The 25,868-nt window shown below is 62.1% G+C and carries 22 protein-coding genes and 1 pseudogene; 11 read left to right on the top strand and 12 right to left on the bottom strand.

From position 1 onward, the window contains the following. Positions 1–82 precede the first annotated feature (82 nt). From WKH79_RS08460 to WKH79_RS08440, 5 genes are read left to right on the top strand one after another with little or no spacing between them, the layout of a single operon-like run. A complete protein-coding gene (locus WKH79_RS08460; protein WP_341858596.1) occupies positions 83–1,951 on the top strand; it encodes a class I SAM-dependent DNA methyltransferase in 1,869 nt (622 codons plus the stop codon). Beyond that, on the top strand, positions 1,948–3,255 hold the full coding sequence (locus WKH79_RS08455) for a restriction endonuclease subunit S (RefSeq protein WP_341858595.1): 1,308 nt from the start codon (positions 1,948–1,950) through the stop codon (positions 3,253–3,255). Before WKH79_RS08460 ends, WKH79_RS08455 begins: the two co-directional genes overlap by 4 nt. Before the next feature lie 14 nt (positions 3,256–3,269). Next, positions 3,270–3,776 (top strand): hypothetical protein, encoded by a 507-nt coding sequence (locus WKH79_RS08450; protein ID WP_341858594.1) that lies wholly within the window; start codon positions 3,270–3,272, stop codon positions 3,774–3,776. Then, complete coding sequence (locus tag WKH79_RS08445) at positions 3,773–4,699, top strand: GIY-YIG nuclease family protein (protein WP_341858593.1); 927 nt, start codon at positions 3,773–3,775, stop codon at positions 4,697–4,699. The genes WKH79_RS08450 and WKH79_RS08445 overlap by 4 nt, the downstream gene beginning before the upstream one ends. Continuing rightward, a complete protein-coding gene (locus WKH79_RS08440) occupies positions 4,699–7,833 on the top strand; it encodes a type I restriction endonuclease (protein WP_341858592.1) in 3,135 nt (1,044 codons plus the stop codon). The genes WKH79_RS08445 and WKH79_RS08440 overlap by 1 nt, the downstream gene beginning before the upstream one ends. A gap of 723 nt (positions 7,834–8,556) precedes the next feature. Here WKH79_RS08440 and WKH79_RS08435 read toward each other — a convergent pair. From WKH79_RS08435 to WKH79_RS08415, 5 genes are all read right to left on the bottom strand, one after another. Continuing rightward, complete coding sequence (locus WKH79_RS08435) at positions 8,557–9,075, bottom strand: hypothetical protein (protein WP_341858591.1); 519 nt, start codon at positions 9,073–9,075, stop codon at positions 8,557–8,559. A gap of 68 nt (positions 9,076–9,143) precedes the next feature. Further along, positions 9,144–9,584, bottom strand: coding sequence for an HIT domain-containing protein (locus tag WKH79_RS08430; protein ID WP_341858590.1), 441 nt, complete (start codon positions 9,582–9,584; stop codon positions 9,144–9,146). Then, complete coding sequence (locus WKH79_RS08425; RefSeq protein WP_341858589.1) at positions 9,584–10,435, bottom strand: macro domain-containing protein; 852 nt, start codon at positions 10,433–10,435, stop codon at positions 9,584–9,586. The genes WKH79_RS08430 and WKH79_RS08425 overlap by 1 nt, the downstream gene beginning before the upstream one ends. After that, positions 10,436–10,945 (bottom strand): TIR domain-containing protein, encoded by a 510-nt coding sequence (locus tag WKH79_RS08420; protein ID WP_341858588.1) that lies wholly within the window; start codon positions 10,943–10,945, stop codon positions 10,436–10,438. 362 nt (positions 10,946–11,307) lie between these two features. After that, positions 11,308–12,102, bottom strand: coding sequence for an SDR family oxidoreductase (locus tag WKH79_RS08415; protein ID WP_050600929.1), 795 nt, complete (start codon positions 12,100–12,102; stop codon positions 11,308–11,310). 79 nt (positions 12,103–12,181) lie between these two features. Here WKH79_RS08415 and WKH79_RS08410 point away from each other — a divergent pair, with 79 nt between their 5' ends. The 4 genes from WKH79_RS08410 to WKH79_RS08395 all read left to right on the top strand — a co-directional run bounded on the left by WKH79_RS08410 (position 12,182) and on the right by WKH79_RS08395 (position 14,480). Beyond that, positions 12,182–12,745: a hypothetical protein gene (locus WKH79_RS08410; RefSeq protein WP_341858587.1), complete on the top strand. Its 564-nt coding sequence runs from the start codon at positions 12,182–12,184 to the stop codon at positions 12,743–12,745. Positions 12,746–12,854: 109 nt separating this feature from the next. Continuing rightward, entirely contained in the window at positions 12,855–13,316 is a 462-nt protein-coding gene (locus WKH79_RS08405; RefSeq protein ID WP_050600927.1) for a DNA starvation/stationary phase protection protein, read from the top strand. A gap of 85 nt (positions 13,317–13,401) precedes the next feature. Next, on the top strand, positions 13,402–14,022 hold the full coding sequence (locus tag WKH79_RS08400) for a 6-phosphogluconolactonase (RefSeq protein WP_341858586.1): 621 nt from the start codon (positions 13,402–13,404) through the stop codon (positions 14,020–14,022). After that, positions 14,010–14,480 carry an NUDIX domain-containing protein gene (locus WKH79_RS08395; RefSeq protein ID WP_341858585.1) on the top strand — a complete coding sequence of 157 codons (471 nt, stop codon included), beginning with the start codon at positions 14,010–14,012 and terminating at the stop codon, positions 14,478–14,480. The genes WKH79_RS08400 and WKH79_RS08395 overlap by 13 nt, the downstream gene beginning before the upstream one ends. Here WKH79_RS08395 and dinB read toward each other — a convergent pair. Next, the gene (dinB, locus tag WKH79_RS08390) at positions 14,477–15,604 is read right to left on the bottom strand and encodes a DNA polymerase IV (protein WP_341858584.1); all 1,128 of its coding nucleotides are present in this window, start codon (positions 15,602–15,604) and stop codon (positions 14,477–14,479) included. The two genes, WKH79_RS08395 and dinB, sit on opposite strands and share 4 nt — an antisense overlap. Positions 15,605–15,669: 65 nt before the next feature. Here dinB and WKH79_RS08385 point away from each other — a divergent pair, with 65 nt between their 5' ends. Next, positions 15,670–16,941 (top strand): multidrug effflux MFS transporter, encoded by a 1,272-nt coding sequence (locus WKH79_RS08385; RefSeq protein WP_341858583.1) that lies wholly within the window; start codon positions 15,670–15,672, stop codon positions 16,939–16,941. On the opposite strand, the gene WKH79_RS08380 is transcribed toward WKH79_RS08385, so the two are convergent. The 6 genes and pseudogenes from WKH79_RS08380 to crtY all read right to left on the bottom strand — a co-directional run bounded on the left by WKH79_RS08380 (position 16,938) and on the right by crtY (position 24,863). Then, positions 16,938–18,488: a carboxyl transferase domain-containing protein gene (locus tag WKH79_RS08380; protein ID WP_341858582.1), complete on the bottom strand. Its 1,551-nt coding sequence runs from the start codon at positions 18,486–18,488 to the stop codon at positions 16,938–16,940. The two genes, WKH79_RS08385 and WKH79_RS08380, sit on opposite strands and share 4 nt — an antisense overlap. A 97-nt stretch (positions 18,489–18,585) precedes the next feature. Next, a pseudogene (locus tag WKH79_RS08375) lies at positions 18,586–20,456 on the bottom strand (biotin carboxylase N-terminal domain-containing protein). A gap of 75 nt (positions 20,457–20,531) precedes the next feature. Further along, positions 20,532–21,446, bottom strand: coding sequence for a phytoene/squalene synthase family protein (locus WKH79_RS08370; protein WP_341860106.1), 915 nt, complete (start codon positions 21,444–21,446; stop codon positions 20,532–20,534). 104 nt (positions 21,447–21,550) lie between these two features. Continuing rightward, complete coding sequence (locus WKH79_RS08365; RefSeq protein ID WP_050601018.1) at positions 21,551–22,132, bottom strand: TIGR00730 family Rossman fold protein; 582 nt, start codon at positions 22,130–22,132, stop codon at positions 21,551–21,553. A gap of 8 nt (positions 22,133–22,140) precedes the next feature. Next, on the bottom strand, positions 22,141–23,691 hold the full coding sequence (locus WKH79_RS08360; RefSeq protein WP_082835615.1) for a phytoene desaturase: 1,551 nt from the start codon (positions 23,689–23,691) through the stop codon (positions 22,141–22,143). Beyond that, positions 23,688–24,863, bottom strand: coding sequence for a lycopene beta-cyclase CrtY (gene crtY, locus WKH79_RS08355; protein WP_341858581.1), 1,176 nt, complete (start codon positions 24,861–24,863; stop codon positions 23,688–23,690). Before crtY ends, WKH79_RS08360 begins: the two co-directional genes overlap by 4 nt. 138 nt (positions 24,864–25,001) lie before the next feature. Between crtY and WKH79_RS08350 the strand changes: the two genes are divergently transcribed. Further along, on the top strand, positions 25,002–25,850 hold the full coding sequence (locus WKH79_RS08350) for a MipA/OmpV family protein (protein WP_341858580.1): 849 nt from the start codon (positions 25,002–25,004) through the stop codon (positions 25,848–25,850). The last annotated feature ends 18 nt before the right edge of the window (positions 25,851–25,868 follow it).

The following is a 25,868-nucleotide window of genomic DNA, read 5'->3' as shown; positions in this document are numbered from 1 at the left end:
GCGCCACCGCCACTGGGGTTCAGGACCTTCATCTATTCCCTCTAGAGCCATTGTATCTGGCGGACTTGACAAGCTGCTGATAGTGACTGGGGAAAGAGGGAAGTTCATGAATCAGCAGTCTTTGTCGTCCTTCATCTGGTCGATCGCCGACCTATTGCGCGGGGCATACAAGCGCGCCGACTTCGGCAAGGTCATTCTGCCCTTTACCGTCCTACGCCGCCTCGACCTCGTGCTGGCGGACACGCGCGGGGCCGTTCTGGCCGAGAAGGCGAAGTGGGAGGGCAAGGACATGGACCCCGACGCGTTCATGCGCCGGGCGTCCGGGTTCGGCTTCTACAACGCATCGAAGCTGGACCTGCAGGGCATCCTGGGTGACCCTTCCAACATTGCCAGCAACCTGCACAGCTACATCGATGCATTCAGCCCCGAAGTGCGGGACATCTTCGAGAAGTTCGAATTCCACGCTCAGGTCGACAAGCTGGAAGAGAAGGACCTGATCTTCCAGGTTCTCGAGCGGTTCCTCGATCCGCGCGTCGATCTTCACCCGGACAATCTGACTTCCGCGCAGATGGGCGATGCCTTCGAGGAGCTGATCCGCAAATTCGCCGAGGATTCGAACGAGACGGCCGGTGAGCACTTCACCCCGCGCGATGTCATCCGCCTGATGGTGGAGCTTGTCTTCATTGAGGACGACGCGGTGCTTGGCGGCAGGGAAGGCCTCATTCGCCGCATATACGATCCGACGGTTGGCACGGGCGGTATGTTGTCCGTTGCCGACGAATTCCTGCGCGATGGAAATTACGGCGTCCAGCTGGTGATGAGCGGACAGGAACTGAACGCAGAGTCCTACGCCATCTGCAAGGCGGACATGCTCATCAAGGGGCAGGACGTGAACAACATCGTCTACGGCAACACGCTGTCGGACGATGGGCACGAGGGCAAGACATTCGACTACATGCTCGCCAACCCGCCGTTCGGTGTGGACTGGAAGGGCATCCGCCGTGTGGTGGAGAAGGAGCACAAGGAGCAGGGCTATGCTGGCCGCTTTGGTCCCGGCATGCCGCGCGTGTCCGATGGGTCGCTGCTGTTTCTGCTGCATATGCTGTCCAAGATGCAACCCGAGGCGGACGGCGGTTGCCGCTTCGGCATCGTGCTCAACGGCTCGCCCCTGTTCACCGGCGGCGCTGGTGGCGGGGAGAGCGAGATCCGCCGATACCTGCTGGAGAACGATTTGGTGGAGGCGATCGTCGCCCTGCCGACCGATATGTTCTTCAACACCGGCATCGCGACCTATGTCTGGGTCGTCTCCAACCGAAAGCCGAAGGCGCGCAAGGGCAAGACGCAGCTGATCGATGGAAGCGCTTTCTTCCGCAAGATGCGCAAGTCGCTGGGATCGAAGCGGCGCGAGATCGGCGAGCAGGACCGTGAGACGCTGGTCAAGCTGTTCGGCGACGGCGAGCCGATGGATCTGGTCACGCTACTGAACGCGGACGGCAAGGAGATCGATCGCAAGGTCATCGCTCCCGATGCAGTGACCCCAGATGCACCCACCGGCGGGAAGGCGAAGCGTGCGCCGGTATCGCTCGTGCTTCCGAACGAGGCTTTTGGATATCACCAGGTGACGGTCGAGCGCCCGCTACTGAACGAGTACGGTGAACCGGTTCTGGCGTCGCGCGGCAAGAATAAGGGCGAGTCACAACCGGACACTGCCCTACGCGATACCGAGACAGTGCCGCTAACCGAGGCGATCGAAGAATACTTCGAACGCGAGGTGCTGCCGCACGTGCCCGACGCTTGGATCGACGAGAGCAAAACAAAGGTCGGCTACGAAATCCCCTTCAACCGGTATTTCTACGTTTTTGAACCGCCGCGTCCTCTGGCCGAGATCGACGAGGAGCTGGCCGAGGTGACGGCGGACATTCAGAGCATGCTACGAGAGATGGCGGCGTGAGCTTTCCCGCCTACCCGGAATATAAGGACAGCGGTGTTGGTTGGCTTGGCGAAATCCCGGCTGGCTGGGAGCCGAGAAAATTCCGCTTCTTGTTCGCGGAGAGCGCTGAAAAGATCGACGATACCGTAGTCGGACCAATGCTTGCGGTGTCAGGTTACCGGGGGATCGAGGTCAAGGAATATGAGGATGATAATCAGCGGCGTTCGGATGATGATCTAGTCGGCTATCGCATTGTTCGCCCTGGCCAGCTTGTCGTCAATACGATGTGGCTCAATTACACTGGCCTTGGGGTAAGCGAGCACGAAGGACACGTAAGTCCAGCCTACCGAAGTTACGATATTTCGGAATCTCTTGACCGACGCTTCGTCCATTACATCATGCGCAGCTCAATTCACGTCGATGCTTATACCAGGCTTCTTCAAGGTATTCGGCCGAATTCCCTACAGATGAGCCGAGCAGATTTGATGGACTTCCCGGTGCTAGTCCCCCCAGCAGATGACCAACGCGCTATCGCTGCCTTTCTCGACCGCGAGACGGCGAAGATCGATGCGGCGGTGGCGGCGCAGGAGCGGTTAATCGCGCTGCTCGCCGAAAAGCGCGCCGCGACCATCTCACACGCCGTCACCAAGGGTCTCGACCCCGACGCCCCCATGAAAGACAGCGGCATCGAATGGCTCGGCCAGATCCCGGCCCACTGGAGCACCCCTGCAATTAGTCACGTTTGCGACGAGATTGGCAGCGGAACCACGCCCAGCACAAATGACGAACAGGCTTATGGTGGCGAAGTTTGTTGGGTAACTACCGGCGAACTGCGCGAAACGGGGATCTACTCTACTCGGAAGCGTTTAACTGAGGCGGCCCTGGCTAATTATTCGGCGCTTAAAAAATTCTCACCGGGAACTCTGCTTATTGCAATGTATGGTGCAACCATTGGTCGTTTAGGCTGGCTGGAGTGCGAAGCTGCGACCAATCAGGCTTGCTGCGCTATGCGAACAAGCGAGCCTGATTTAGGCAGGTTTCTTTTTTATGTTTTGCAGGGCGGAAAGCCAGCGCTGATTTTGCTAGGAAGCGGAGGAGGTCAACCGAACATAAGTCAGGAAAAAGTCCGGCAGTTCCGTTTTGCTCTGCCTTCCCACGAGGAACAGAAAACTATTATCGCCTATCTCGATAATGCGTGCAGTCGAATAGATGCCCTTAAAGCGAAGGCGCTTTCGAGCATTCGCCTTCTTAAAGAACGCCGCGCCGCCCTCATTTCCGCCGCCGTCACTGGGAAAATTGACGTGCGCGGCGACGTCGATGAATAGGAACAGGAGGCTGCATGAACGTCGATCCGCTGATCGCTAGCCTGCCGGCAAAGTCCGACAATGAGCGCCGCACAATCCGGGCCCGCGCCGAGGACTGGGTGGCCGACGGCTCTGCCGAACAGCAGGAAGCAGGCCGCAAGGTCCTGGATGCTTTTGCCAAGCTGCAAGAGCGCGAGTCCGCGTCCGATCCGGTCAGCAAGGTTGAGAACGCCTTCGCACGAATGCCGCCGAGCGATCTTGAAGTTTCGCTCATGCAGGTGTTGCTCGATAACCCGGGCGCTACCTCCACCGCGCTGACTGAAGCGATCGGCTGGCAGGACAAAGCCTGGCAGCTACATTTTGGAAAGATCGGCTGGGACAGGCAAAACTACCTATGGCCAGCGCCATGGTCAAAGGCGCGGAACGAACCCTTCAAGGCCGGCATTCTCGCTGACTTCGATGAAGAGACTTCCGGCTTCACCATGAAGCCGGAAGTAGTCGAGGGGCTTGAGCGAATTGGCGTGAAGGGGAAGCAGCGATGACGGGTCAATCGCTCGAGCTGTTCTACGTCGATGGCCGCCCGGATGGCATCGTCACGGCGGAAATGTTCAACTGGACTGGCAGCGTTCTCTTGGCTCCACGCACCGAGCTGTCGCGTATGATCGAGAGCCATGAACAGGCGCGGCATTCCGGCATCTATCTGCTCATCGGGGAAGACAGCGATGGCGCACCGCTCGCTTATATCGGCCAAGCCGAGGACATAGCCCGGCGGATCAAGAAGCACGACGTCGAGAAAGACTGGTGGACGCAGATCGCCATTGTGACGGCGGCCGAAAACCGGCTGAACCCGGCCCATATCCGCTATCTTGAAGCGCGGCTGGTGCAGAAGGCCAAAGAAGTCGGCCGCATTCCGCTGGATAACGGCAACAGCCCCACGCTGCCCAGCCTCAGCCTGGCGGACGTGTCCAAGATGGAGGAGTTCCTCGGCTTTCTCCTGATTGTCTTGCCGGCCTTGCGTATCGATATGTTCGTTGAGCGGAAGCGCCGGGCTCCCGATACAAGGGGCGCGGAGGCGTCGGAATCCTCAGCCGTTGATCCGGCTCTCGACGCTCCCCTATTCACCCTCGAAAATCGTAAGCATGGCCTGAATGCTAAGGCCGTTCTCGACGACGGGGAGTTTATCGTTCTGAAGGGTTCGCTATCTCGCATGAGCTGGAGCGAGGGGTCCGCTGGGCACAGCTACTCCGAAATGCACGAGGAACTGTGCAGAGCGGGCGTGCTGGCAGTTGAAGGCGATCACCGGGTGTTCACCGAAAGCTACGCCTTCAAGAGCCCCAGCGCCGCGGCAGCAATGGTTCACGGACGTCCCGCGAATGGGACTCTGGATTGGCATGAAACGGAAAGCGGCCTGACCTACAAGGATTGGGAGGCTCGACGTCTTGAGACGATCGATGATTTGCTCTGATGGCTAAGCTCCACGAAGAAGCCACCATGGAAGGCGAGATCTGCGGCACCCTGCAGACGAAGGGCTGGCTCTACGATTTCGGAGCCGACATTGACTACGACCGCCAGCGCGCACTTTATGCGCCAGACCTGATTGCCTGGGTCCAGCAAACACAGCCCGAGGTTTGGGGAACGCTGGAAAAGCGGCACGGTGAAGACGGAGCCAGGGACAAACTTCTCGATCGCGTGCGCAAGGTGCTGGACGAGAAGGGCACTCTCGCAACTCTACGCTCTGGCATGGAGATGGTCGGCATCCGCCGCACCATCCGTCTGGCGCAGTTCAAGCCCGCCAGCGGTCTCAACCCGGAAATCACCAATCGCTACAGCGCCAACCGCTTACGCGTGGTTCAGCAAGTCCGCTATCGCCTCGACAGCGAGCATTCGATCGACCTAGTCCTCTTCCTGAATGGCATTCCCACTGCGACCATCGAGCTGAAAACCGACTTCACGCAGAGCGTCGAAGATGCGGTCGAGCAGTATCGCAAGGATCGAGAGCCCCACCCCAAGGGCGGCCGACTGGAGCCATTGCTCTCTTTCCCTGGCGGCGCTCTGGTGCATTTCGCGGTATCCAGCAGTCTCGTCCGGATGACGACCAAGTTGGCAGGTAAGGCCACCCGATTTTTACCCTTCGACCGGGGCAATAAGGGCGGCGCTGGGAACGAACCGTACCCGTACGGTGCTGCAACCTCATACCTTTGGGAACACGTTCTCGCGCAGGACAGCTGGCTCGATATTCTTGGGCGCTACATGGTCGCCAAGCGCGACAAGAAGGGCAATCTGTCGGCCCTGTTCTTCCCGCGCTACCACCAGCTCGATGCGACCCGGAAACTGGTAAAGCAGGTGCGCGATGAGGGCGCGGGCGGTGCCTACCTTATCCAGCACTCAGCGGGCAGCGGCAAGACCGCGTCGATCGCGTGGACCGCGCATTTTCTTTCAGAACTGCACGATGCTGACGACAACAAGATGTTCTCGACGGTCATCGTCGTGTCGGATCGGCGCGTAATCGACGGCCAGCTCCAGGATGCGCTGTTTGATTTCGAGCGCACGGCTGGCGTGGTTGAGACTATCAAGAACAGCGGTGGGGCAAAGAGCGGTCAGCTCGCCGAGGCTCTGGCTGCGGGCAAGAAGATCATCGTCTGCACCATCCAGACCTTTCCTTACGCGCTCGAGGCGGTGCGGGAAAAGGCCGCCACTGACGGTAAGACCTTCGCAGTGATCGCGGATGAGGCCCACAGCAGCCAAGCAGGAATGGCTGCCGCGACGCTGCGCCAGCTCCTGGCGAGTGATGCAGCGGCCAATTTGCAGGATGAAGGCGAGGTTGACATCGAGGACCTGTTGGCCGCGCAGATGAAGGCTCGGGCCGATGACCGCGGCATCACCTACATCGCTTTTACGGCGACGCCGAAGAACAAGACTCTCGAGCTGTTCGGCAGGTTGAAGGATCCGTCCGCGCCGCCTTCCGACGCGAATGGATACGAGGCATTTCACGTATATTCGATGCGCCAGGCGATCGAAGAGGGCTTTATCCTCGACGTGCTGCGCAATTACACGCCCTATGCAACGGCGTTCAAGCTCGCCCAGCAGGGCAAGGATGGCTTGAAAGAGATTGACGACAAGGAGGTCGAACGCTCCGCTGCCACGAAGAAGATCATGCGATGGGTTCGCCTTCATCCGCACAACATTGCGCAGAAGGTCCAGATCACCGTCGAGCATTTCCGTGAAAACGTCGCGCCCCTGCTTGAAGGGCAGGCGAAAGCGATGGTGGTTCTCGGTAGCCGGAAGGAAGCGGTGCGCTGGAAAGTTGCGCTGGACAAATACCTCGCCGACAACGGTTACACGAAGCTCAAGGCACTGGTCGCGTTCTCCGGAGAGGTAAACGACCCGGAGAGTTTTCCGGAACCGGTCACAGAGACGAGCGCGGATCTGAATCCGACGCTACACGGACGCGATATACGTGACGCTTTCGACGACGAGAACGCGCGCCTGCTGTTGGTCGCGAACAAATTCCAGACCGGGTTCGACGAACCCAAGCTATGTGGGATGTATGTGGACCGTAAGTTGGCCGGTGTGCAGGCGGTCCAGACCCTGTCGCGGTTGAACCGTTCGCATCCAGGCAAAGATACCACCTATGTCCTCGACTTCGTGAACAGCTCCGATGCGGTGCTGGAAGCGTTCCGAACCTATTACGAGACCGCTGAACTGGACGGCACGACTGCTCCAGAGATGATCTTCACCCTGAAGGACAAGCTCGATGGAGGGGGCTGGTATGACACGCCTGAGGTGGAACGGGTCATTGAGGTCATTACCTCACCGGGCGCGTCGCAGGGGAAACTGTCGGCTGCTCTACAGCCTGTAGCGCAGAGATTGGTGAAGCGCTTCGCTGAGGCCAGAGATGCCCTGCATTCGGCGAAAGAGGGCGAACAGGACCAAGCTGCGGCTGAAGCGAAAGACCGCATCGACGCGCTGACGCTCATGAAAGGCGACATGCAGCAATACATGCGGCTGTATTCGTATCTCAGCCAGATGATCGATTACGGCCATACGGGGGTAGAGAAGCGCTACTGGTTCTACCGCTATCTGGTGCCGCTTCTGGATTTCGAACGAGAGAACGCCGAGGTCGATCTATCGCAGGTCACCCTCACCCACCATGCGGTGCGCGCGCTTAATCAGGCCGTGATGGATTTGGGAGAGGGGGAGGCCGAACCCTTGAAGCCGATCACTGCTGCTGGATCTGGCTCTGTGCAGGACAAGGACAAGGCAGCGCTTTCGCAGATCATCGCCAAGGTGAATGCGCTCTTCGAGGGCGATTTGACCGACGGGGATCAGCTGAGCTTTGTCCGCAGCGTGAAGGACAAGCTGATGGAATCAGAAACGCTGCGTGCGCAGGCACGAGCCAACAGCGAGGCACAATTTAAGGCGTCGCCAACGATTGATCCCGAAATGCTCGAAGCTGCGATCGCGGCGATGGAGGCCCACGAATCTATGGGTGTCCAAGTGATCAATTCCGCGCGCGTCAGGGCGGGGCTGAAGAACCTGCTACTGAACAATCTCGATTTATACGGCGACCTCCGGGCCGAGGTTGCAGCCGAAGGCTAATGACGCCGCTACCAGCGTAGCGGCGTCATCTTCTTACGCTGCCTCCGCAGGAATTAATACGGTCCTGGCTTCATTGGCGAAGCGCCGAAGCAGGGGCGCACAGATTGCCCGTGGACGCTGGCGGAGAAACGCCTCGCTTAGCGCAACATGCATACCAGCAATAGTGGATGGGACCTGCCCCTCCAACCTCAGCAGGGCAGCCAGCGCAAGCCCGGTGAACAACACGTCCCGCTCGCAGTGATCCTGCAAGTCGCTCCAGCGAATTTCCGACTGCCGGACGCCTGGATCGGCTTTGCCAAGCATCAGTCCTACTGGCACGCCCAGCCGTTCCCGGTAGTTCCTCATAGGACGCGGAACGGCGGCGTCGGTATCGCTCTTGATGTTCGAGAGAGGACGGTCGGCATCCGAGCGCATAAGTGTGGCGGTGCAACAGGCAGCGGACATGCGCTGCTGGTGCTCGCCAGTCGCCGTCCGGCTCGAAAGTGACGTGGGTCGATGCGAACCGGGCCTCATCGTCACTCGTTCGCTCGACCGAGAATGTGGCGAGACAGACAATCGGTCCGGCGGGATCTTCAATTTCGGTGGCGCTGGCTATCCGCACGGTCGAAATTGCCAATGTGTGGTTTGGGTGTTCTAGCATGGGTGTCTCCCCCATGCGCCGCGGGCGGCATCTCCAGAGAGACACCGCCCGCATGCGCCTGAGTTTCAAGATGGGGTTGTGGGTTACGCGGCCATGCTGTCAGGGCCGGTCTGGAAGATCACGACCTGAGGATCCCACGCGGCATGATCGCCGAGCGTGTCCGCCAAGGCAGCATCGTAACGTGCCTGTGCTGCCGCGATGGCCTTCGGAAGCTTCGCCGCCGATGGAACCCGTGTCTCCTGGAGAAGCCACCGGCTATCGAGGCGGAAGCAGCGCGTGCGATCCGTAGTGATCAGCTGCAGGGGCTTTGCCGTGCTGCGTTGGACGATCTCCACTGGCAGCAGCTCTGCCCCGTTCGCTGTTCGCAGCACCAGGACGGTCAAGAGCGGATCGGTGGATGCGATGCTGGAATAGCAATGGATCAGCGTATCCTGCCGATCGGCGATGGCCTTCTGAGCTATTGCGCATAGGATCGCATCGTTGGGCTCATCCACCGCTGCAAATGCCAGCCCGGTTGTGATTGGCGCCTCCTTGGGGAAGCCGAGTTCCTTGCGCAGCGCCATCATGCGGCGCTTGCGATGCTGCACGCCGCGGTCATCCAAGCTGGTGGGGCTGCGCGATGACCACTGGTTTTAGTGTTTGTGGATCGTGGGGAATTTGCACGATCGCCCTAGCGCTCGGCCACGAGCCTCTTTGCAATCGCATCCGTCTGTTCAACCGAAATCTCGGTAACAGGTCCAAACTCGGTGCCGCCACCTTCGAGTGTTCCCGCGACATGAAAATGGACATGATTGATAGCTTGGCCGGCAGGAACACCGTTGTTCTGCCAAATCGCGATGCCTGGCTTTGAGTAAGCATCGTTGATCAAAATGGCTGCGTCGCGAACCGCGATAGCGACGGCGGCGGCCTCGGCGTCTGTCATCTCTAAGATTGTAGGCACGTGGCGAACTGGAAGCACAAGTAAATGCGGATGACCACGTTGCTCGCGCGTGACGAAGGTCGCCGTCTCACCGTTGCGCTTTAGGATGGTATATGGCCGCTCTCCCCGAAGATAGGCGCAGAAAGCGCATCCGCGCTCCTCAGCTGGGGGCTCAATACTCGAGCCTATCATTAAGATGCCCTCAGGGATGACAAGAATGACTGGAGCTCTAATCGATCCAGCTTCTTGTAGTCTTCTGGTCTCACTACAATCCGAAGTTCGTCACAAATTTTGTTGGCTCTCGACGCGATTATAAATGATAGAATAGTGAACCGGATTGCGTCTTGCGCTGGCAACAGATTGGAAAGGCGCGCCTGCCCCCCACCAATCACTGGAATCGATACCGCATCCCCGTTTGCACGTATTGAAATCTCCTCCCAAAGAAGTCTCAGACTATGCCAAAAATTATCGGGGCTCGAATAAGCCTTATTGCTCGCGTCCATCTCGCAATAAGCCAAAAAGAAAATCAAGCGTGCCGCGCTCTTGACAGTAGCAACAGTGCCAACGCCATATTTATTCTGCTTACCATCCTTATGGATCGTATCGACAACGTCTTTGTCGTTCAAAGCTTGTGAGAGTCTGTCGTCAAGTTCTTTCAGGTCACCGCCGAATAGATTCTCAAGAGCTTGGCCTTGGAGGCTGTTTTTGGCTATAATAACTGGTGTTTCGGTATCAAATGTGTCGACCGTGCCAATAACTAGATGTGTGTCTTGCGTAAGCAAGTCGCCCCTTACAATCGATATTTTTGTTTTCGGAGAATCATACTCCTCTTGTATCGGCCTGGGCCAAGACCAAAAAAGACCCGATACTAACGAAATAATTGCCAGCGCGAGCAATACTCCATAACCTTGAAAAATCGTAGATTCGGGGTCGATTATAGAATTTGTTTGGACAACGACAGCGATGCCACCAAAAATAGCAAATGACTTTGTTAGGTAGTGGCGCCAAAACCTACCTGTGCGAAGATCCTGAGTGATCGACATTTACAATCCGAGCTCTTCGTATTTTGATGCAGGATATTGGTGCGGTCCCTTCGAAATATTGCCAGCAAAATACGCTGGATAATTGTCCAAGGCATACATGATAATTTTTGGCTGAAACGACGTCGAAAGGGTGTAGTAATTAGCATCCAAGAGCAGGTTGGGAATGAAGGCTCGATCAACCTTTCGGTCGCCGTCAAGGTTGGCAACGACAATAGGCAATTCTAGCTCTTTGATTACTTCAACCTCGTGCGCCAAAAAGGACACGCCATCGTCGCCTTTGCGCTTGGCATCCTTGCTGCCCAATAGCACCACCTGTTTAGCATTGCCGAGGCGTGAGCGCAGATTCTTCTTGATTGTCTCAGGTTTGCTTGTGTCCCGCGAGATATACAAATCGTGCGCATCATAGAAGTTGAAATCGATCTTCTCGTTGTCGCGCCAGGCTTCCATAAGGCGATAGCGGCCAATGTCTTCACTAGCGAATGCGACATAAGTCTTATTACGGTATGCCAAAGTCACCCCCCTGTATTCTTGGTGTGCACCGACATGCGAGCGTCGAGCAAGGACGGCTATCCCGAGGCCTAGCGGTATTGCAAGTGAAACCGAATTCAACCCGCTGGAATATCGGTGGTTGCCGGTCCGATTTAGTCCAGGATACGCGAGCGTATTCCTGTCTTTGGACCCGGCAGACTGGCAGCAGACATTCTGGCCGAACACGTTCGGTCTTGGCCTCTTTGCGACGAACTCTTGATCTTCTCACACGCTGGGATACATAGCTTCTCACCTTATCGAAAACCCTAGGTTTTCTGCGGTATTCAGGAGGCCGGGAATGAGGATTGGATTCCCTTCACCCGCTCCACCGTCACGTTCGGCATCTATCGCGGTGGCATCCTTATGGCGCCGTCGAGCCGGAACTGATGCGCGTTGATATAGCTGTTGCGGGCGATCTCGCAGATCAGCGAGGCGAATTCCTCCGGATGGCCGAGCCGCTTGGGGAAGGGCACGCTGGCGTTGAGCTGGTCCCACATCTGCGGGTTGCGATCCTTCATCCCGAGCATCAGCGGGGTGGCGAAGATACCGGGCATCACCGAATTGATCCGGATGCCGAGATCCATCAGGTCGCGCGCCATCGGCAGCACCAGCCCGTTCACCCCGGCCTTGCAACTGCCGTAGATGGTCTGGCCGATCTGCCCGTCCTGCGCCGCGACGCTGGCGGTCAGCGTGATGCAGCCGCGTTCGCCATCCTCGTTGACCGGCTGGGCATTGGCCATGCCCAGCGCGGACAGGCTGGCCACGCGGTAGGACGAGACGAGAATACCCTCGGCCCCGAAGGCGTAGTCCTCGGTCGACAGCCGCTTGTAGCAATTGTTCTGCTTGTCCCAGCCGAGCGTCTTGCCGCGCCGGCTGGTCATCGCGCAGTGGACGGTCACGCGTTCCTGCCCATGCGCGGCGCGCGCTGCGGCAAACCCGTCGACGACCGATTGCTCGTCGGTGATATCGACACGGGCGAAGGTCCCGCCGATGGCCTGCGCATGCGCTTCGCCGGCTTCCTCGTTGACGTCGAAGATAGTGACCTTGAGGCCGAGGTCGGCCAGCGCCTGCGCGCTCGCCTTGCCCAGGCCCGAAGCGCCGCCCGTGACAACGGCTGCCATACCCTGCGTGAGTTCCATGTCTGCTCTCCCCCTGTGTTTCGTTGCGGCGCGTGCTATCGCAAGCCGCGAAGCTTAGGAAGGGGGAGGGCACCGCGCCGTGACACCGCTACTGTTTGCCATGGTCGCCAGCTTTCTGGCGGCGACCGGCGCGCGCGACCAGATCCTCGTCGCACGGTTGGCGGGCAGTCTCGGCGCTTCGCCCGCGCTCCTCGTCGTGGCGCTTGCCAGTTCCGCGCTGACTGCAGGCATTGCCGCGTGGTTCGGCGCGCAACTGGCGCAGACGATGTCGGTGAACGCCGCGACCATGTTCGTGGCCATCGCGCTGTTGCTGGCCAGTTTCGAATGCGGCTGGCCCAACCGCGAGAAAACGCCCCGCGAACCGACCCGTTCGCTGGGGGCGATCGCTATCGTCCTGTTCGTCCGGCAATTGACCGATGCCTCGCGGTTCCTGGTCGCGGCCTTTGCGGTGGTTTTCGCATCCTGGCCGCTCGCCGGCATGGGCGGCGCGCTGGGCGGCGGGGCTGCGGTAGCGCTGGGCTGGATGCTGGGGGCGCAGCTGGACGAACGGCTGCCGCTGCGCGGTATCCGGATCGCGCTGGCCATCATCCTGTTCGTCCTGGCGGCGATCACGGGATTGAGCGCCCGCGGGATAATCGGATGAAGCGATTAGTCTGGTCGGCTATAATCGAGAAACCCTACAGCATCTCGCGTGTTGGTGTAGTGAACATCCCAATCGGGTCGATATCATCTCAGCAAAAGGGGTTAATCTTATGGCCGAAGCAGGCGACAATTCGAAAGCCGGTCTCGTCAGCGCACTCAACGGGGCGCTTGCCGACACCGTGGCACTCTATTTTAAGACCAAGAACTTCCACTGGCATGTGGCGGGCCCGCGGTTCCGCGATCTCCACGTGCTGTTCGACGAGCAGGCCGCGCAGCTGGTCGGCACGGTCGACGATCTGGGCGAGCGCGTGCGCAAGAACGATGAATACACGCTCACGTCGATCGGCAGTGTTGCCAAGGCGACCCGTATCAAGGACCAGGACGATGTGTCGCTGACCGCCGATGCGATGGTCAAGGAACTGCGCGACGACAACAAGACGCTGCACGGGCGTCTGCTCGAAGTGAAGGAAGCCGCCGAAGAAGCGGGCGACAACGCCACCAGTGGTGTCGTCGACGACTGGATCGACGAGTGCGAGGAGCGTGTCTGGTTCCTCAACCAGACGAGCAAGTAACCGCGCCAACGTTGACCCAGTAACGGGCACATGATCGGGCCGCCTTTCCTGTTGGGGAAGGGCGGCCTTGGTGTATCAGGGGGGCATGAACACTCCCACGATCATCGAAGGGCGCAGCGACGCCGCCATTGCCGACTGGATTGCAGCGCGCCTGAGCGAGGCGATGGAAGCACAAGGTGGCCCCGTCACGATCACCGTGCCAGGCGGGTCGACCCCGTTCCCGATCATGGCCGCGCTGCTGAAACACGATCTCGACTGGACGCGGCTGGTCGTCTGGCCGGGTGATGACCGCGTGGTTCCCGAAGACCATGCTGCGTCCAACACCGGCAAGCTGCGCGACCTTTTCGAACCGGCAGGTGCCGAAGTGGTCACGCTGACCGAGATGGAAGCCGTGCCGCATTTCGCGCTCGCATGGCTGGGGATGGGCACCGACGGGCACATCGCCTCGCTGTTCCCCAACACCGATCCACAGGTGGACGATCCGCGGCAAGTCGTCCGGCTGACCCCCGATCCGCTGCCGCCCGAAGCACCGTTCGACCGGATCAGCCTGACGCTGCCGGCACTGCTTGCCAGCGCTGCGCTGGTGTTCGTAATACGCGGCGACGAAAAGCGCGCAATTCTTAACCAAGCTATTGCAGGAACACATGATTTTCCGGTTGCGCGGCTGCTGCGCGCAGCTACACAGCCGGTCACATGCTTTACCTGATCCCCAAGCCGTTACACCGGCAGGCGCTGAAAATCGGGCACCGTCTGCGCCACCACTGGCGCCGGGTCAGCGGACGGACGGGAGTGGGGGTGAGCATCGTTGCCCGCGATCTCAACGGGCGGGTGCTGCTGGTGCGCCACAGTTACGGCCCCGAGGGGTGGTACTTCCCCGGCGGCGGCAAGCGGCGCAGCGAAACGCCCGAACAGGCGGCCTTGCGCGAGATAAAAGAGGAAACCGGCTGCACGGTGTCGGGCCTGGTGGCGGTCGGGATCATCGACGAGGAACTTGCCGGTGCGCCTAACCGAACGCACCTTTTCGACGGAGTGGTCGATGCCGTGCCGCAGCCCGACGGGCGCGAGATCGTCGAGGCGCGTTTCTTCCCGACGCATTCGCTGCCCGAACCGCTGAGCAAGCGGACCCGGGCGCGCTTCGCGCTGTGGCAGGCGCGCAGCTGCTAGAGCAGCGATAGCTGCGCGTCGGGACGGGCGGGCTGCGTCTTGCCGCCCTGCTGCTCGAGCTTGGACAAGGTCAGCCCCATCAGCCGGATCGGCATGGGCAGCGGCAGAACCTCTTCCAGCAGCGCGCGCGCAAGCGCTGCGAACTGGGCCTTCTCGGCAATTGCGACATCGACCGTTTTCGCCCGGCTGAAGATCTGGAAATCGGTGTATTTCAGCTTGAGCGTGACCGTCCGGCCGCGGGCCTCCGCGCGTTCGATCGAGGTCCACACGATGTCGATGATGTCCTCCAGCGTTTCGCGCAGTTCGCCGCCCGACGACAGGTCGCGGCTGAAGGTCCGTTCGCCGCCCACCGACTTGCGGATGCGGCTGGAGCGCACCGGGCGCAGGTCGATCCCCCGCGCCGCGCGGAACAGATATTCGGCAAAGCTGCCGAAATGCGCGCGGAGCCAGGCGATATCCCTGGCGGCCAGATCGCCGCCGGTCTCGATACCCAGCCGGGCCATCTTTTCCGCGCCCTTCGGACCCACGCCGTGGAACCGTCGGATCGGCAGCTCGGCCACGAAGCGCGCGCCTTCGCCGGGCCGGATCACGCACAGCCCGTCGGGCTTGTTCTGATCGCTGGCGATCTTGGCGAGGAATTTGTTGTAGCTCACCCCGGCACTCGCGGTCAGCCGGGTCTTGGCGCGGATTTCCTGCCGGATTAGCTCGGCAATGCGCGTGGCGCTGCCGATGCCGAGCTTGTCCTCGGTCACGTCGAGATAGGCTTCGTCGAGGCTGAGCGGTTCGACCAGGTCGGTGTGGTGGCGGAAGATCGCGCGGATCTGCTGGCTGACCTCGCGATAGACGTCGAAGCGGCTCTTGCAGAAGATCAGGTCGGGGCACAGCCGTTTGGCGGTGACGCTGGGCATCGCGCTGCGTACGCCGAACCGGCGCGCTTCGTAACTGGCGGCAGCAACCACGCCGCGGCCGCTGGAACCGCCCACTGCCACCGGCTTGCCGCGCAATTCGGGATTGTCGCGCTGCTCGACGCTGGCGAAAAACGCATCCATGTCGACATGGATGATCTTGCGCAGGCCGTCGGCCTCGCCCGCTGTGTCATCCGTACCCGCTTCGCCTTCGCTCATGCGCGATTAGATAGCCCTGCGGGTTGCAAAGCGGAACCTTGTCCGCCACCTGACATTTTGTGCAGATGCGAAGCGATCCCCTTGCCGGCGGCGAACGCCCGATAGCCGGGGCGGCCCCGGTAAAACGCATCGGCGAGCGTGAACTTATCGCGATGATGGCCTTACTGATGGCCTGCAATGCCTTCGGCATCGATGCGATCCTCCCCGCGCTAGACGATCTCGCCCTGTCATTGGGCGCCGTGGGCAACGATCGCCAGTTCATCGTCGGGGTCTATTTGCTCGCGGCCGGCATCGGGACGCTGATTCCGGGGGCCTTCGCCGACCGCTTCGGTCGCCGGCCGGTGCTGTTTACCGCGCTGGGCTTCTACATCGTGCTGTCGCTCGGCTGCGCGCTGGTCACCGATTTCACCTCCATGATCGCGCTGCGTGCGCTGCAGGGCTTCTTCGCTGCGGGCATCATCGCGTTGCCGCCGGCCATCATTCGCGACCGCGTCGGCGGCGACAAGATGGCCCGGATGATGAGCCTGATCTTCGTCATCTTCCTGCTGGTTCCCGCTGTCGCGCCGAGCATCGGGCAGGGTGTGCTGCTACTGCTGGGCGACTGGCGCTGGATCTTCGTGACGATGGCGGCCTTCGGTTCGCTGATGTCGGTCTGGGTCTATGTCCGCCTGCCCGAAACGCTGCATGAAAGCGACCGGCAGCGGATCGATATTGCGGTCATCGCGCGCAACATGCGCAGCGCTGTCACGTTGCGCTCGACCATGGGCTACACGCTGGCAAGTGCACTGGTGTTCGGCGGGTTGTTCGGCTTCATCAACTCCTCGCAGCAGCTCATCGGCGAGGCTTTCGGGGCGGGCGACATGTTCCCGCTGCTGTTCGCGCTGTGTGCGGGCTGCATGGCGCTGGCGAACTGGTCGAACAGCCGCATCGTCGAACGGCTTGGCGCACGCCGCGTCAGCCATACCGCGCTGTTCGTGTTCATCTTCGTCGCCGGCCTGCAATTGTGGTTCGCCTATCAGCCGAACGAAAGCCTGTGGACCTTCATTCCGCTGATGGCGGCGAACATGAGCCTGCTCGGCTTTATCGGGGCCAATTTCGGTTCGATCGCGATGCAGCCGTTCCCGCACATTGCGGGCGCCGCGTCGAGTGCACAGAGCTTCCTGCGCATGACCACCGGGGCGTTGCTGGGTGCGGGTATCGGCTATGCCTATGACGGCACCGCGCGTCCGCTGGCGCTGGCGCTGCTGGTCACCGCCACCGTCAGCCTGCTGCTGGTGCTCTTTTCGGAACGCGGTGCGCTGTTCGGGCCGCCCGATCCGGATGTCGAGGAAACCTAGGCTTCGCTGGCCAGCCTGCGCCACGCAAGCTCGGCATACTCACACAGCAACGGACGGGTGTCGCGCGGGTCGATGATGTCCTCGACATTGAAGCGTTCGGCGCTGCGGAAGGGCGAGGTCACCTGGTCGAGCCGCGCGCGAATTGCAGCGAGTTCGGCTTCCGGGTCGGCGGCGGCTTCGAGCTCGGATTTATAGGCCACTTCCAGACCGCCCGCGATGGGCAGGCTGCCCCAGTCACCCGACGGCCAGCAGAACCGGTACTGGTAGGTCTCGGCATTCGACATGGCGCTGCCCGCAATCCCGTAGGCGCGGCGCAGGACCACCGAGGCGAGCGGGACGCTGGCCTTGTAGACCGCGTTCATCGCCTGCACCCCGTAACGGATCGTCCCCGCCATTTCCGCTTCGCGCCCGATCATGAAGCCGGGATTGTCGACCAGATGGACGATCGGCAGGCGGAACTGGTCCGCCAGCTTGACGAAGCGCTCGACCTTCTCGCTCGATTTCGCATCCCATGACCCGCCGAGATAGGACGGGTCGCTGGCAAGCACCGCCACCGGCCAGCCGTCGAGCCGGGCGAGCGCGGTGATGCAGGCGCGGCCCCACATGCGGCCGATTTCGAACACGGTGCCTTGGTCGAACACCATCTCCATGCAGCGGCGCATCGAATAGACCGCCTTGGGATCGCGCGGGACGAGGTCCAGCAGCGCCTCCTCGCGCCGGTGGACCGGATCGGTGCAATTGGACCGGCGGGCAAGCTGGCCGACATGTTCGGGCATGAAGGCGAGGAAATGCCGGGCGCGCGCGAAGGCCTCGGCCTCGCTGGCAACCTCGTCGTCGACCACGCCGTTGCGCGTATGGATGCCGCTGCCGCCGAGGTCTTCCTTGGCCTGCTGGTGGTCGGCCGATCCCTTGTAACCTTCGCCGAGCCCATCGACCACCGCGGGGCCGGCCGCGAAGATCTGGCTGAGGCCCTTGACCATGACCGAATAATGGCTCGCCACCACGCGCGCCGCACCCAGACCCGCGGTGGGTCCGAGAGCAAGCGCGACCACCGGCACGGTGTCGAGATTGGTCACCACGTCGCCCCAGCCGGGGACCGCGGGGATATAGGTCGCGCCGATCTGTTCGAGCGTCTTGACCGACCCGCCGCCGCCCGTGCCGTCGATCATGCGGATGATCGGCAGCTTGAGCTCGTGCGCCATCTTCTCGGCCTGCACCATCTTGCGGCTGATCCCGGCATCCGCCGCGCCGCCGCGAATGGTGAAATCATCGGCGGTGGCAACCACCGGGCGGCCGTTGATCTGCGCCTTGCCGAACAGGAAGGGGGCAGGAAGGACGGCTTCGAGATTGCCGTCTTCGTCGTAGCTGGCCTTGCCCGCGATCTTGCCGATTTCGCGGAAGGTGCCATCATCACAGAGCGCGGCGAGCCGGGCGCGGGCATCCATCTTGCCCCGGCCATGCTGGCGAGCGACCTTGTCGGGTCCGCCCATCTGCTCGGCCAACGCCTCGCGCCGGCGCAGTTCCTCGAGTTCTTTTTCCCATCCCATGCGCGACGCATACCCAAGCCGTCGCCCCAGCGAAAGCTGGGACCGCTATCATTTTCGTGCTTGTGGAGGGCGATCCCAGCTTTCGCTGGGATGACGATTATTCCTCTGCGGGCGCGACAACTGCCAGCACGGCCTCGACCTGCACCTGTCCGCCGGTCGCGGTCGAAAGCTCGGTCACGGTGCCGTCGAACGGCGCGGTCAGCGCGTGTTCCATCTTCATCGCCTCGAGCACCATCAGCCGCTGTCCCGCCGCCACCCGGTCGCCTTCGGCCACATCGACCGCGATGACCTTGCCCGGCATGGGGGCGAGGATAGCACCGCTACCGGCCGCCGCCGCGCCGCTGCCGCGGCTTTCCAGCGCGAACTCGAAACTCTGGCCATCGGCAAAGACCACCGTGCGCGCATCTTCGACGAAACCTGTGGCATGCGCGGCGCCGCGTTCGCCGATGACGTCGACCGTGCGGCTTTCGCCTTTGTGGAACAGGGTCGCGGCGACCCGCGGATCCGCATTGAGCCGGAAACCGATCGGGCGGGGGCGTTCTCCTCGATCGCGTCGAGGACCGTAAAGTCGGCGGCAGCCTGCCAGATCGCATCATCGGGCGCATCGTCGCCGACCAGCCGGTCGAGCTTGCGTTCGATGAATCCGGTGTCGAGCTGGGCTTCGACGAAATCGTCTTCCAGCAGGGCGTTGGCGAGGAAGGCGGCGTTGGTCTTCACCGGCCAGACCTCGACGCTTTCGGCGATATCGGCCAGGGCCTCGATCGCGTCCGCCCGGGTCTTTTCCCATACGACCAGCTTGGCGACCATGGGATCGTAATGCGGTGAGATCATATCGCCTTCGGCGACACCGGTCTCGATCCGTCCGGCGCTGCCGAGGTCGAAATGGTCGAGCGGGCCGGTCGAAGGCAGAAAGCCGCTGGCCGGGTCTTCGGCATAAAGCCGCGCTTCGATGGCGTGGCCGTCGATGCGCAGTTCTTCCTGCTTGAGCGGGATCGGCTCGCCGCTTGCCACGCGCAGCTGCCACTCGACCAGATCGACCCCGGTGATCTCCTCGGTCACCGGATGCTCCACCTGAAGCCGTGTGTTCATTTCCATGAAGAAGATACGGTCGGCGCGCAGGCCTTCGCTGGCATCGGCGATGAATTCGATCGTGCCCGCGCCTTCGTAATCGACGGCCTTCGCGGCGCGCACGGCGGCGGCGCAGATTTCCTCGCGCGTCACCTCGTCCATGCCGGGGGCGGGGGCTTCCTCGATCACCTTCTGGTGGCGGCGCTGGAGGCTGCAATCGCGCTCGAACAGGTGGACGACATTGCCATGGGCATCGCCGAAGACCTGCACCTCGATATGGCGGGGCGAGGTGATCCACTTTTCCAGCAGCACTTCGTCGTTGGAGAAGCTGGCCTTGGCTTCGCGGCGGCAACTCTGCAGGTCGGCCTCGAAGTCTTCGGCCTTGTCGACCTTGCGCATACCCTTGCCGCCGCCGCCTGCAACCGCCTTGATCAGCACGGGGTAACCGATGGCGTCGGCTTCCTTCTTCAGCCGTTCGGCCGACTGGTCTGCGCCCAGATAGCCGGGCGTAACCGGGACGCCCGCTTCCATCATCAGCGTCTTGGCAGCATCCTTGCGCCCCATCGCCTCGATGCTCGACGGCTTGGGACCCACCCAGATCAGCCCGGCATCAATCACGGCCTGCGCGAAACCGGCATTTTCGGACAGGAAGCCGTAGCCCGGGTGGATGGCTTCCGCCCCAGTCTGCTTGGCCGCAGCGATGATCTTTTCGCCGACAAGATAGCTTTCGGCGGCGGGTGAGGGGCCGATATGCACCGCCTCATCGGCTTGCCGCACGTGCAGTGCGCGGGCGTCGGCGTCCGAATAGACCGCGACCGTGGCAATACCCATTGCGCGCGCGGTGCGGATGATGCGGCAGGCGATTTCGCCGCGATTGGCGATGAGGAGCTTTGCAATCATGCGGCGGGGACTAGCTTCCGCCGGGGGAAAAGGAAACTCCCGTCACTGCCTATTGGCAAGGACGAGCGGTGGCCTCTACCAGCCGGCCAGCGGCTTGAAGTCGTGCCGGCTCCAGGTGATCGGCTCCGCGGGCGGGGGCGGGCGGTTGCGGACCGCTTCGAAGAACGCGGCGACCATGTGCCAGGTCTTTTCGGGGGCCGAAACGCGCGTGCGAGTATCCCACGCCAGCTGGCCCCGGTTCAGGACTTTGCGGCCGATCGCGCCGTAGATCCGCGCGGCGGACAGCACCGCCCAGCGCTGGCGGAAGCGCAATTTCCGCGCGCCGAGCTTGGCCGCCGCCTCGTGCTTCTCCATCAGGGCGATCAGGCGCGGCATCAGGCTGGCGAGGCGAAAGCGGTTTTCGGGCAGGGCGTGTTCGCCCTGTTGCCAGCCCATTTCCTCGAGCCATTTTTGCGGCAGGTAACAGCGATCGGCTTCTGCATCTTCGACGATGTCGCGCGCGATATTGGCCATCTGGAAAGCAAGGCCGAGGTCGCAGGCCCGGTCCAGCGTTTCGCCATCGTCGGGATGCACCCCCATGATCCGCGCCATCATGATGCCGACCGCACCCGCGACATGGTAGCAATATCGCAGCATGTCCGCTTCGGTGTTCGGGGTCCAGCGCGTTGCATCGAGCGCGAAGCCGGCGATTACGTCGTTGGCTTCGGCCAGCGTCAGGCCGCATTCGTCGGCGACCAGACCGAACGCGTCGAAAGCGGCATCGGCGGTGGGCTGTTCCTCGAATGCGCGCTTGGTCAGCACGCGCAGGGCCTGCACGCGGTCTTCCGCATCCTTCATGTTGCCCTGGTCGCCCAGTGGCCCGCCCTTGTCCTGATTGTCCGCGATGTCGTCGCACCGGCGGCACCAGGCGTACAGCAGCCAGCTGCGTTCGCGGGTTGCCTTGTCGAACAGTTTCGAAGCTGCGGCAAAGCTGTGCGAACCCTGTTCGATCGATTCGAGCGACTTGTCGACGAGGATCGCGCGATCGCGGCCGCCGCCCGCGCGGGTCGGGGTGGGCCGCAGGTACCGCGACTGGACCAGGGTGCGGGGTTTGCTCAGAGGTCGTCAGCCTTCATCTGGAAGATCGGCGTATGCGGTTCATAGGCTGCCATTCTGTCGAGCAATCCGTCCAGAGTGTCGTCGTGCACGAGGATGTTCTGGTGCACTGGGCGGACGAAACCGACTTCCGCCATCTTCCGGTTGAAGGCGATCAGCTCGTCGTAAAAGCCGAAGGCATTGAGCAGGCCGACCGGGTTGTCGTGATAGCCAAGCTGCGCCCAGCTCATCGCCTCCCACAGTTCGTCCATCGTCCCGACGCCACCGGGGATCGTGATGAAGCCGTCCGACAGGTCGGTGAACCGCTGCTTGCGCTCGTGCATGCCGCCCACGGTGTAAAGTTCGGTGCAATCGTGATTGGCGACTTCCGAACTGGCCAGTGCCTCGGGAATGACGCCAATCACTTCGCCGCCGGCCTCCAGCGCACCACGCGCGGTGGCGCCCATCAGGCCGAGGCGGCCACCGCCATAGACCACGCCGATACCGCGTTCGGCGAGGCGCTTGCCCACATCGTAGGCGAGCTGGATATAGCGCGGATCGTCGGGCGAGGCGGAGCCGCAATAGATGGCGAGACGGTTCATCCCGCGCGTCATACTGCCAAATCTTCCAGCATCAATCCGGCAGTTGCCTTGGCGCTGCCGACCACCCCCGGAATTCCCGCCCCGGGATGCGTGCCCGCACCGACAAGGTAGAAATTGTCGAGCACATCGTCGCGATTGTGCCCGCGGAACCACGCGCTTTGCGTCAGCACCGGCTCGAGGCTGAAGGCGCTGCCCATATGGGCGTTAAGGTCGGCGGCGAAATCGCGCGGGGCGTAATGGAACTTGGTCACGATGCGCGAATGGATGTCGGGGATCAGGCGCCGGCCGAGTTCGTCGAGAATGCGCTTCTCGAGTACCGGTCCCATTTCCTCCCAGTCGACGGCCAGCTTGCCCATATGGGCCACCGGCACCAGCGCATAGAAAGTGCTCATCCCCTCGGGCGCCATGCTGTCGTCACTGACGCTGGGGTGGTGCAGATAGATCGAGAAATCCTCGGGCAGGACGCCGTGATCGTAAATGTCCTCGAGCAGGCCTTTGTAGCGCGGACCGAACAGGATCATGTGATGCGGAATACCCGGCCAGCTTCCCTCGATGCCGAAGTGGACGACGAACAGACTGGGGCTGAAGCTCTTGCGCGACAGGCTCTTGGCGTAATCCTTGCCGCGCTTCGATCCGGCCAGCAGGTCCTTGTAGCTGTGCATGATGTCGGCATTGCTCGCGATCGCGTCGAACCGCTGGCGCCAGCCGGACTGCGTCTCGATCTCGGTCACCTGCTTGCCCAGCGTGTGCACCTGCGCCACCGGATCGCCCAGCCGCACGGTGCCGCCGATGCGCTCGAAATGCGCGACCATGCCGGCGATCAGGCGATTGGTGCCGCCCTTGGCCCACCATACGCCGCCGTCCTTTTCGAGCTTGTGGATCAGCGCATAGATGCTGCTGGTCTTCATCGGATTGCCGCCGACCAGCAGCGTATGGAAGCTCAGCGCCTCGCGCAGCTTTTCGTTTTCGACATAGCTCGACACCATCGAATAGACGCTGCGCCATGCCTGCTGCTTGGCCAGTGCGGGAGCCGCCTTGAGCATGGACTTGAAATCGAGGAACGGCACATGGCCAAGCTTGACGTAGCCTTCCTCGTAGACCGCTTCGGAATATTCGAGGAACCGCTGGTAGCCGGCAACATCGGCGGGATTGAGCTGGGCTATTTCGCGGAACAGCTGTTCCTCGTCGTTCGAATAATCGAACTGCGTGCCGTCGGGCCAGGCGAGCCGGTAGAAGGGCATGACCGGCATCAGCTCGACATCCCGAGCGATGTCGTGACCGGTCAGCGCCCACAATTCCTTGAGGCAATCGGGATCGGTGATGACGGTCGGGCCCGCATCGAAGGTGAAACCGTCGCGCTCCCAGTAATAGGCCCGCCCTCCGGGCTTGTCGCGCGCTTCGACGACGGTCGTGGTGATGCCTGCCGATTGCAGGCGAATGGCGAGCGCAAGGCCGCCGAAGCCTGCACCGACGACGCAGGCCGTGCGGCCGGTGGGGGCGGGGACGAACGGCTCGGTGCTGTCGCTCGGGGTAACGGGAATGGCAGTTTCGGTGTTCATTGCGACCTCTCTTGGACCAGCGGGCTGCCCTTGCCAAGCAAGGCGCGAATGGCGGCAGGGACAGATACGGGCGGCTTGCCCGAGAGGATGCGCAGCTTGTCGGCCGTGCTCGAATTTCCAGCGTAGAATCGTTCGATCAGGGGTTCGCGCAGGCGATAGAACCGCTCGAACACCCGGTAGCGTTCCTCCGGCTCGGCAGCGTCGAACAGCATCCTGCCGAGGCTGCGATAGAACCGCGTCGCCTGCCAGTGCCGCTGCGCCCGGTCTTCGAACAGCGCGGCAAGCTGGTCGCCCGGCAGCCGCGCGTGGCGGGCCAGGGCGAGAGCATTGGCCACGGCGAAGGGCAGGGTGTAGCTGGTCAGCGGGTGAACGAAGCCACCGCGCGCGCCCGACCGAACCACGCCCGCACCTCCGAGCGCCGCCTGGTAGGCTGCGAAATCGCCTCCGGTAATAACCGGCAACACGCCGGTTTCGCCGCCGAGCCGATCGCCGTGCCAGCCCATCGCCGTACAATAGCGGTCGATGCGCGCCTCCAGCGCCGCGCGATCGAGCGCGGGTTCGTCGGCGTAATAGGTGTCCTCGACGAACAGCTCGTTCGGGCCTAGCGGCAGGGTGTAGACGAAGCGGTAGGCCCCGTGCTGGGCCACGCGCGTGTCCATGACGATAGGATCGGCGACGCCATGCGCGGTCCGTGTCCGCAAATGCCGTCCCACGAAGACCTGCCACCCGCCGCGCAGCTGGGCCGAGGGGGTGAAATCGCGGCAATCGATCACGCAGCGCGCGGCGATGTGCTCACCGCTGGCCAGCGTGACGCCGCCGGCAGCCAGTTTTGCCGCGCGTGCCTGCGTGCGGATGGCGGCTGCGGGCAGTTCGCTGCGCAGCGCAGCATCGAAATCCCGGCTGGCGAGCGAACGATAGGGCGAAGACAAGTGGCGCGTATGGCCCGGAAAGGCGACATCGTAGCCGCCGGACCACTCGGTCGTGGCAAAGCCAGCCATGAGCTGCGTCCCGGGAGCGTCGAGATCGCTGGCGAACCAGCTCCAGCGGTGGTTGCCGCCCAGGCTGTCGCCCGCCTCGAAGATCGCTACGTTCAGCTCGGGATGGGCGCGGCGCACTGCCAGCGCGGCCAATCCGCCCGCCAGGCCGCCGCCGACCACGGCCATATCGATCATGCGCCCGTCCATCGCCCGTGGGCTTAGAAGCGAAGCGGCCCAGCGGCAATCGCTTTGGAATTCCTGCCGGGCAGGGTTACGGGAACGTCACACTCCCGTGCGAGTTGAACGGCAAAGACATATATCGAGGGAATCCGCATGAAGTTACTGCTCGCCGCAACCGGATCGCTGGCGCTCGCCTGCGCCGCACCCGCAATGGCCCAGAATGTCGAGGCATTGCCCGACGGACCTGACGGCGAAGCGACCGTATTCGATGGCAACTGGTTCTCGATCGGTGCGGGCGCGGTCTATTCCGCCAGCTACGATGGGTCGGACGACTATGTCGTATCGCCGATCCCTATCGTACAGGGCAAGATCGGCGGTGTGCGCATCAGCCCCCGGGCGGGTGGTGCCGCACTCGATTTCGTCAATGACGACAGCGATGGCGCCAAGATTTCGGCCGGCGTTGCTGCGCGGCTCAACCGCAACCGCGCCTCGCAGATCGAGGATCCCGTGGTCCTGTCCTATGGCGAACTCGACACCGCCTTCGAAGTCGGTCCCTCGGTGGGGATCAGCCTTCCCGGCCTGCTCAATCCCTATGACAGCCTGAGCTTCAACATCGAGACGCTGTTCGATGTCGCCGGCGCGCATGACGGTGCGCTGGTCAGCCCGGGCGTGACCTATTTCACACCCGTCAGCCGCGGCGCAGCGATCTCGCTGTCGGTCAGTGGTTCGTATGTCGACGACGATTATGCCGATTATTACTATTCGGTGCCGGCCGGCGGCGCACTGCCGGCCTACCAGGCGGATGGCGGCTGGGACCGGGTGGGTGTCAACCTGCTCACCGGGGTCGATCTCGACGGCAATCTTGCCAACGGCGGGCTCGCGCTCATCGCCATGGGCGGATATTCGCGGATGCTAGGCGATGGCAAGCGTACGCCGTTCACCTCCATTCGCGGTGATGCAGACCAGTGGATGGGCGCACTCGGGATCGGCTATACCTTCTAGCGCCGCTTTTGCTTGATA

This window comes from Qipengyuania sp. GPGPB31 (assembly GCF_038396345.1).
Classification (GTDB): domain Bacteria; phylum Pseudomonadota; class Alphaproteobacteria; order Sphingomonadales; family Sphingomonadaceae; genus Qipengyuania; species Qipengyuania citrea.
The sequence above is the reverse complement of the archived record's forward strand: the minus strand, read 5'-3'. Positions and strand labels throughout refer to the sequence as shown.

Bases quoted from the DNA above. Each gene is read 5' to 3' on its own strand.
- WKH79_RS08450 (WP_341858594.1), top strand. From the start codon at position 3,270: ATGAACGTCGATCCGCTGATCGCTAGCCTGCCGGCAAAGTCCGACAAT.
- WKH79_RS08445 (WP_341858593.1), top strand. From the start codon at position 3,773: ATGACGGGTCAATCGCTCGAGCTGTTCTACGTCGATGGCCGCCCGGAT.
- WKH79_RS08440 (WP_341858592.1), top strand. From the start codon at position 4,699: ATGGCTAAGCTCCACGAAGAAGCCACCATGGAAGGCGAGATCTGCGGC.
- WKH79_RS08430 (WP_341858590.1), bottom strand. From the start codon at position 9,584: ATGATAGGCTCGAGTATTGAGCCCCCAGCTGAGGAGCGCGGATGCGCT.
- WKH79_RS08425 (WP_341858589.1), bottom strand. From the start codon at position 10,435: ATGTCGATCACTCAGGATCTTCGCACAGGTAGGTTTTGGCGCCACTAC.
- WKH79_RS08415 (WP_050600929.1), bottom strand. From the start codon at position 12,102: ATGGAACTCACGCAGGGTATGGCAGCCGTTGTCACGGGCGGCGCTTCG.
- WKH79_RS08405 (WP_050600927.1), top strand. From the start codon at position 12,855: ATGGCCGAAGCAGGCGACAATTCGAAAGCCGGTCTCGTCAGCGCACTC.
- WKH79_RS08400 (WP_341858586.1), top strand. From the start codon at position 13,402: ATGAACACTCCCACGATCATCGAAGGGCGCAGCGACGCCGCCATTGCC.
- WKH79_RS08395 (WP_341858585.1), top strand. From the start codon at position 14,010: ATGCTTTACCTGATCCCCAAGCCGTTACACCGGCAGGCGCTGAAAATC.
- dinB (WP_341858584.1), bottom strand. From the start codon at position 15,604: ATGAGCGAAGGCGAAGCGGGTACGGATGACACAGCGGGCGAGGCCGAC.
- WKH79_RS08385 (WP_341858583.1), top strand. From the start codon at position 15,670: ATGCGAAGCGATCCCCTTGCCGGCGGCGAACGCCCGATAGCCGGGGCG.
- WKH79_RS08380 (WP_341858582.1), bottom strand. From the start codon at position 18,488: ATGGGATGGGAAAAAGAACTCGAGGAACTGCGCCGGCGCGAGGCGTTG.
- WKH79_RS08365 (WP_050601018.1), bottom strand. From the start codon at position 22,132: ATGAACCGTCTCGCCATCTATTGCGGCTCCGCCTCGCCCGACGATCCG.
- WKH79_RS08360 (WP_082835615.1), bottom strand. From the start codon at position 23,691: ATGAACACCGAAACTGCCATTCCCGTTACCCCGAGCGACAGCACCGAG.
- crtY (WP_341858581.1), bottom strand. From the start codon at position 24,863: ATGATCGATATGGCCGTGGTCGGCGGCGGCCTGGCGGGCGGATTGGCC.
- WKH79_RS08350 (WP_341858580.1), top strand. From the start codon at position 25,002: ATGAAGTTACTGCTCGCCGCAACCGGATCGCTGGCGCTCGCCTGCGCC.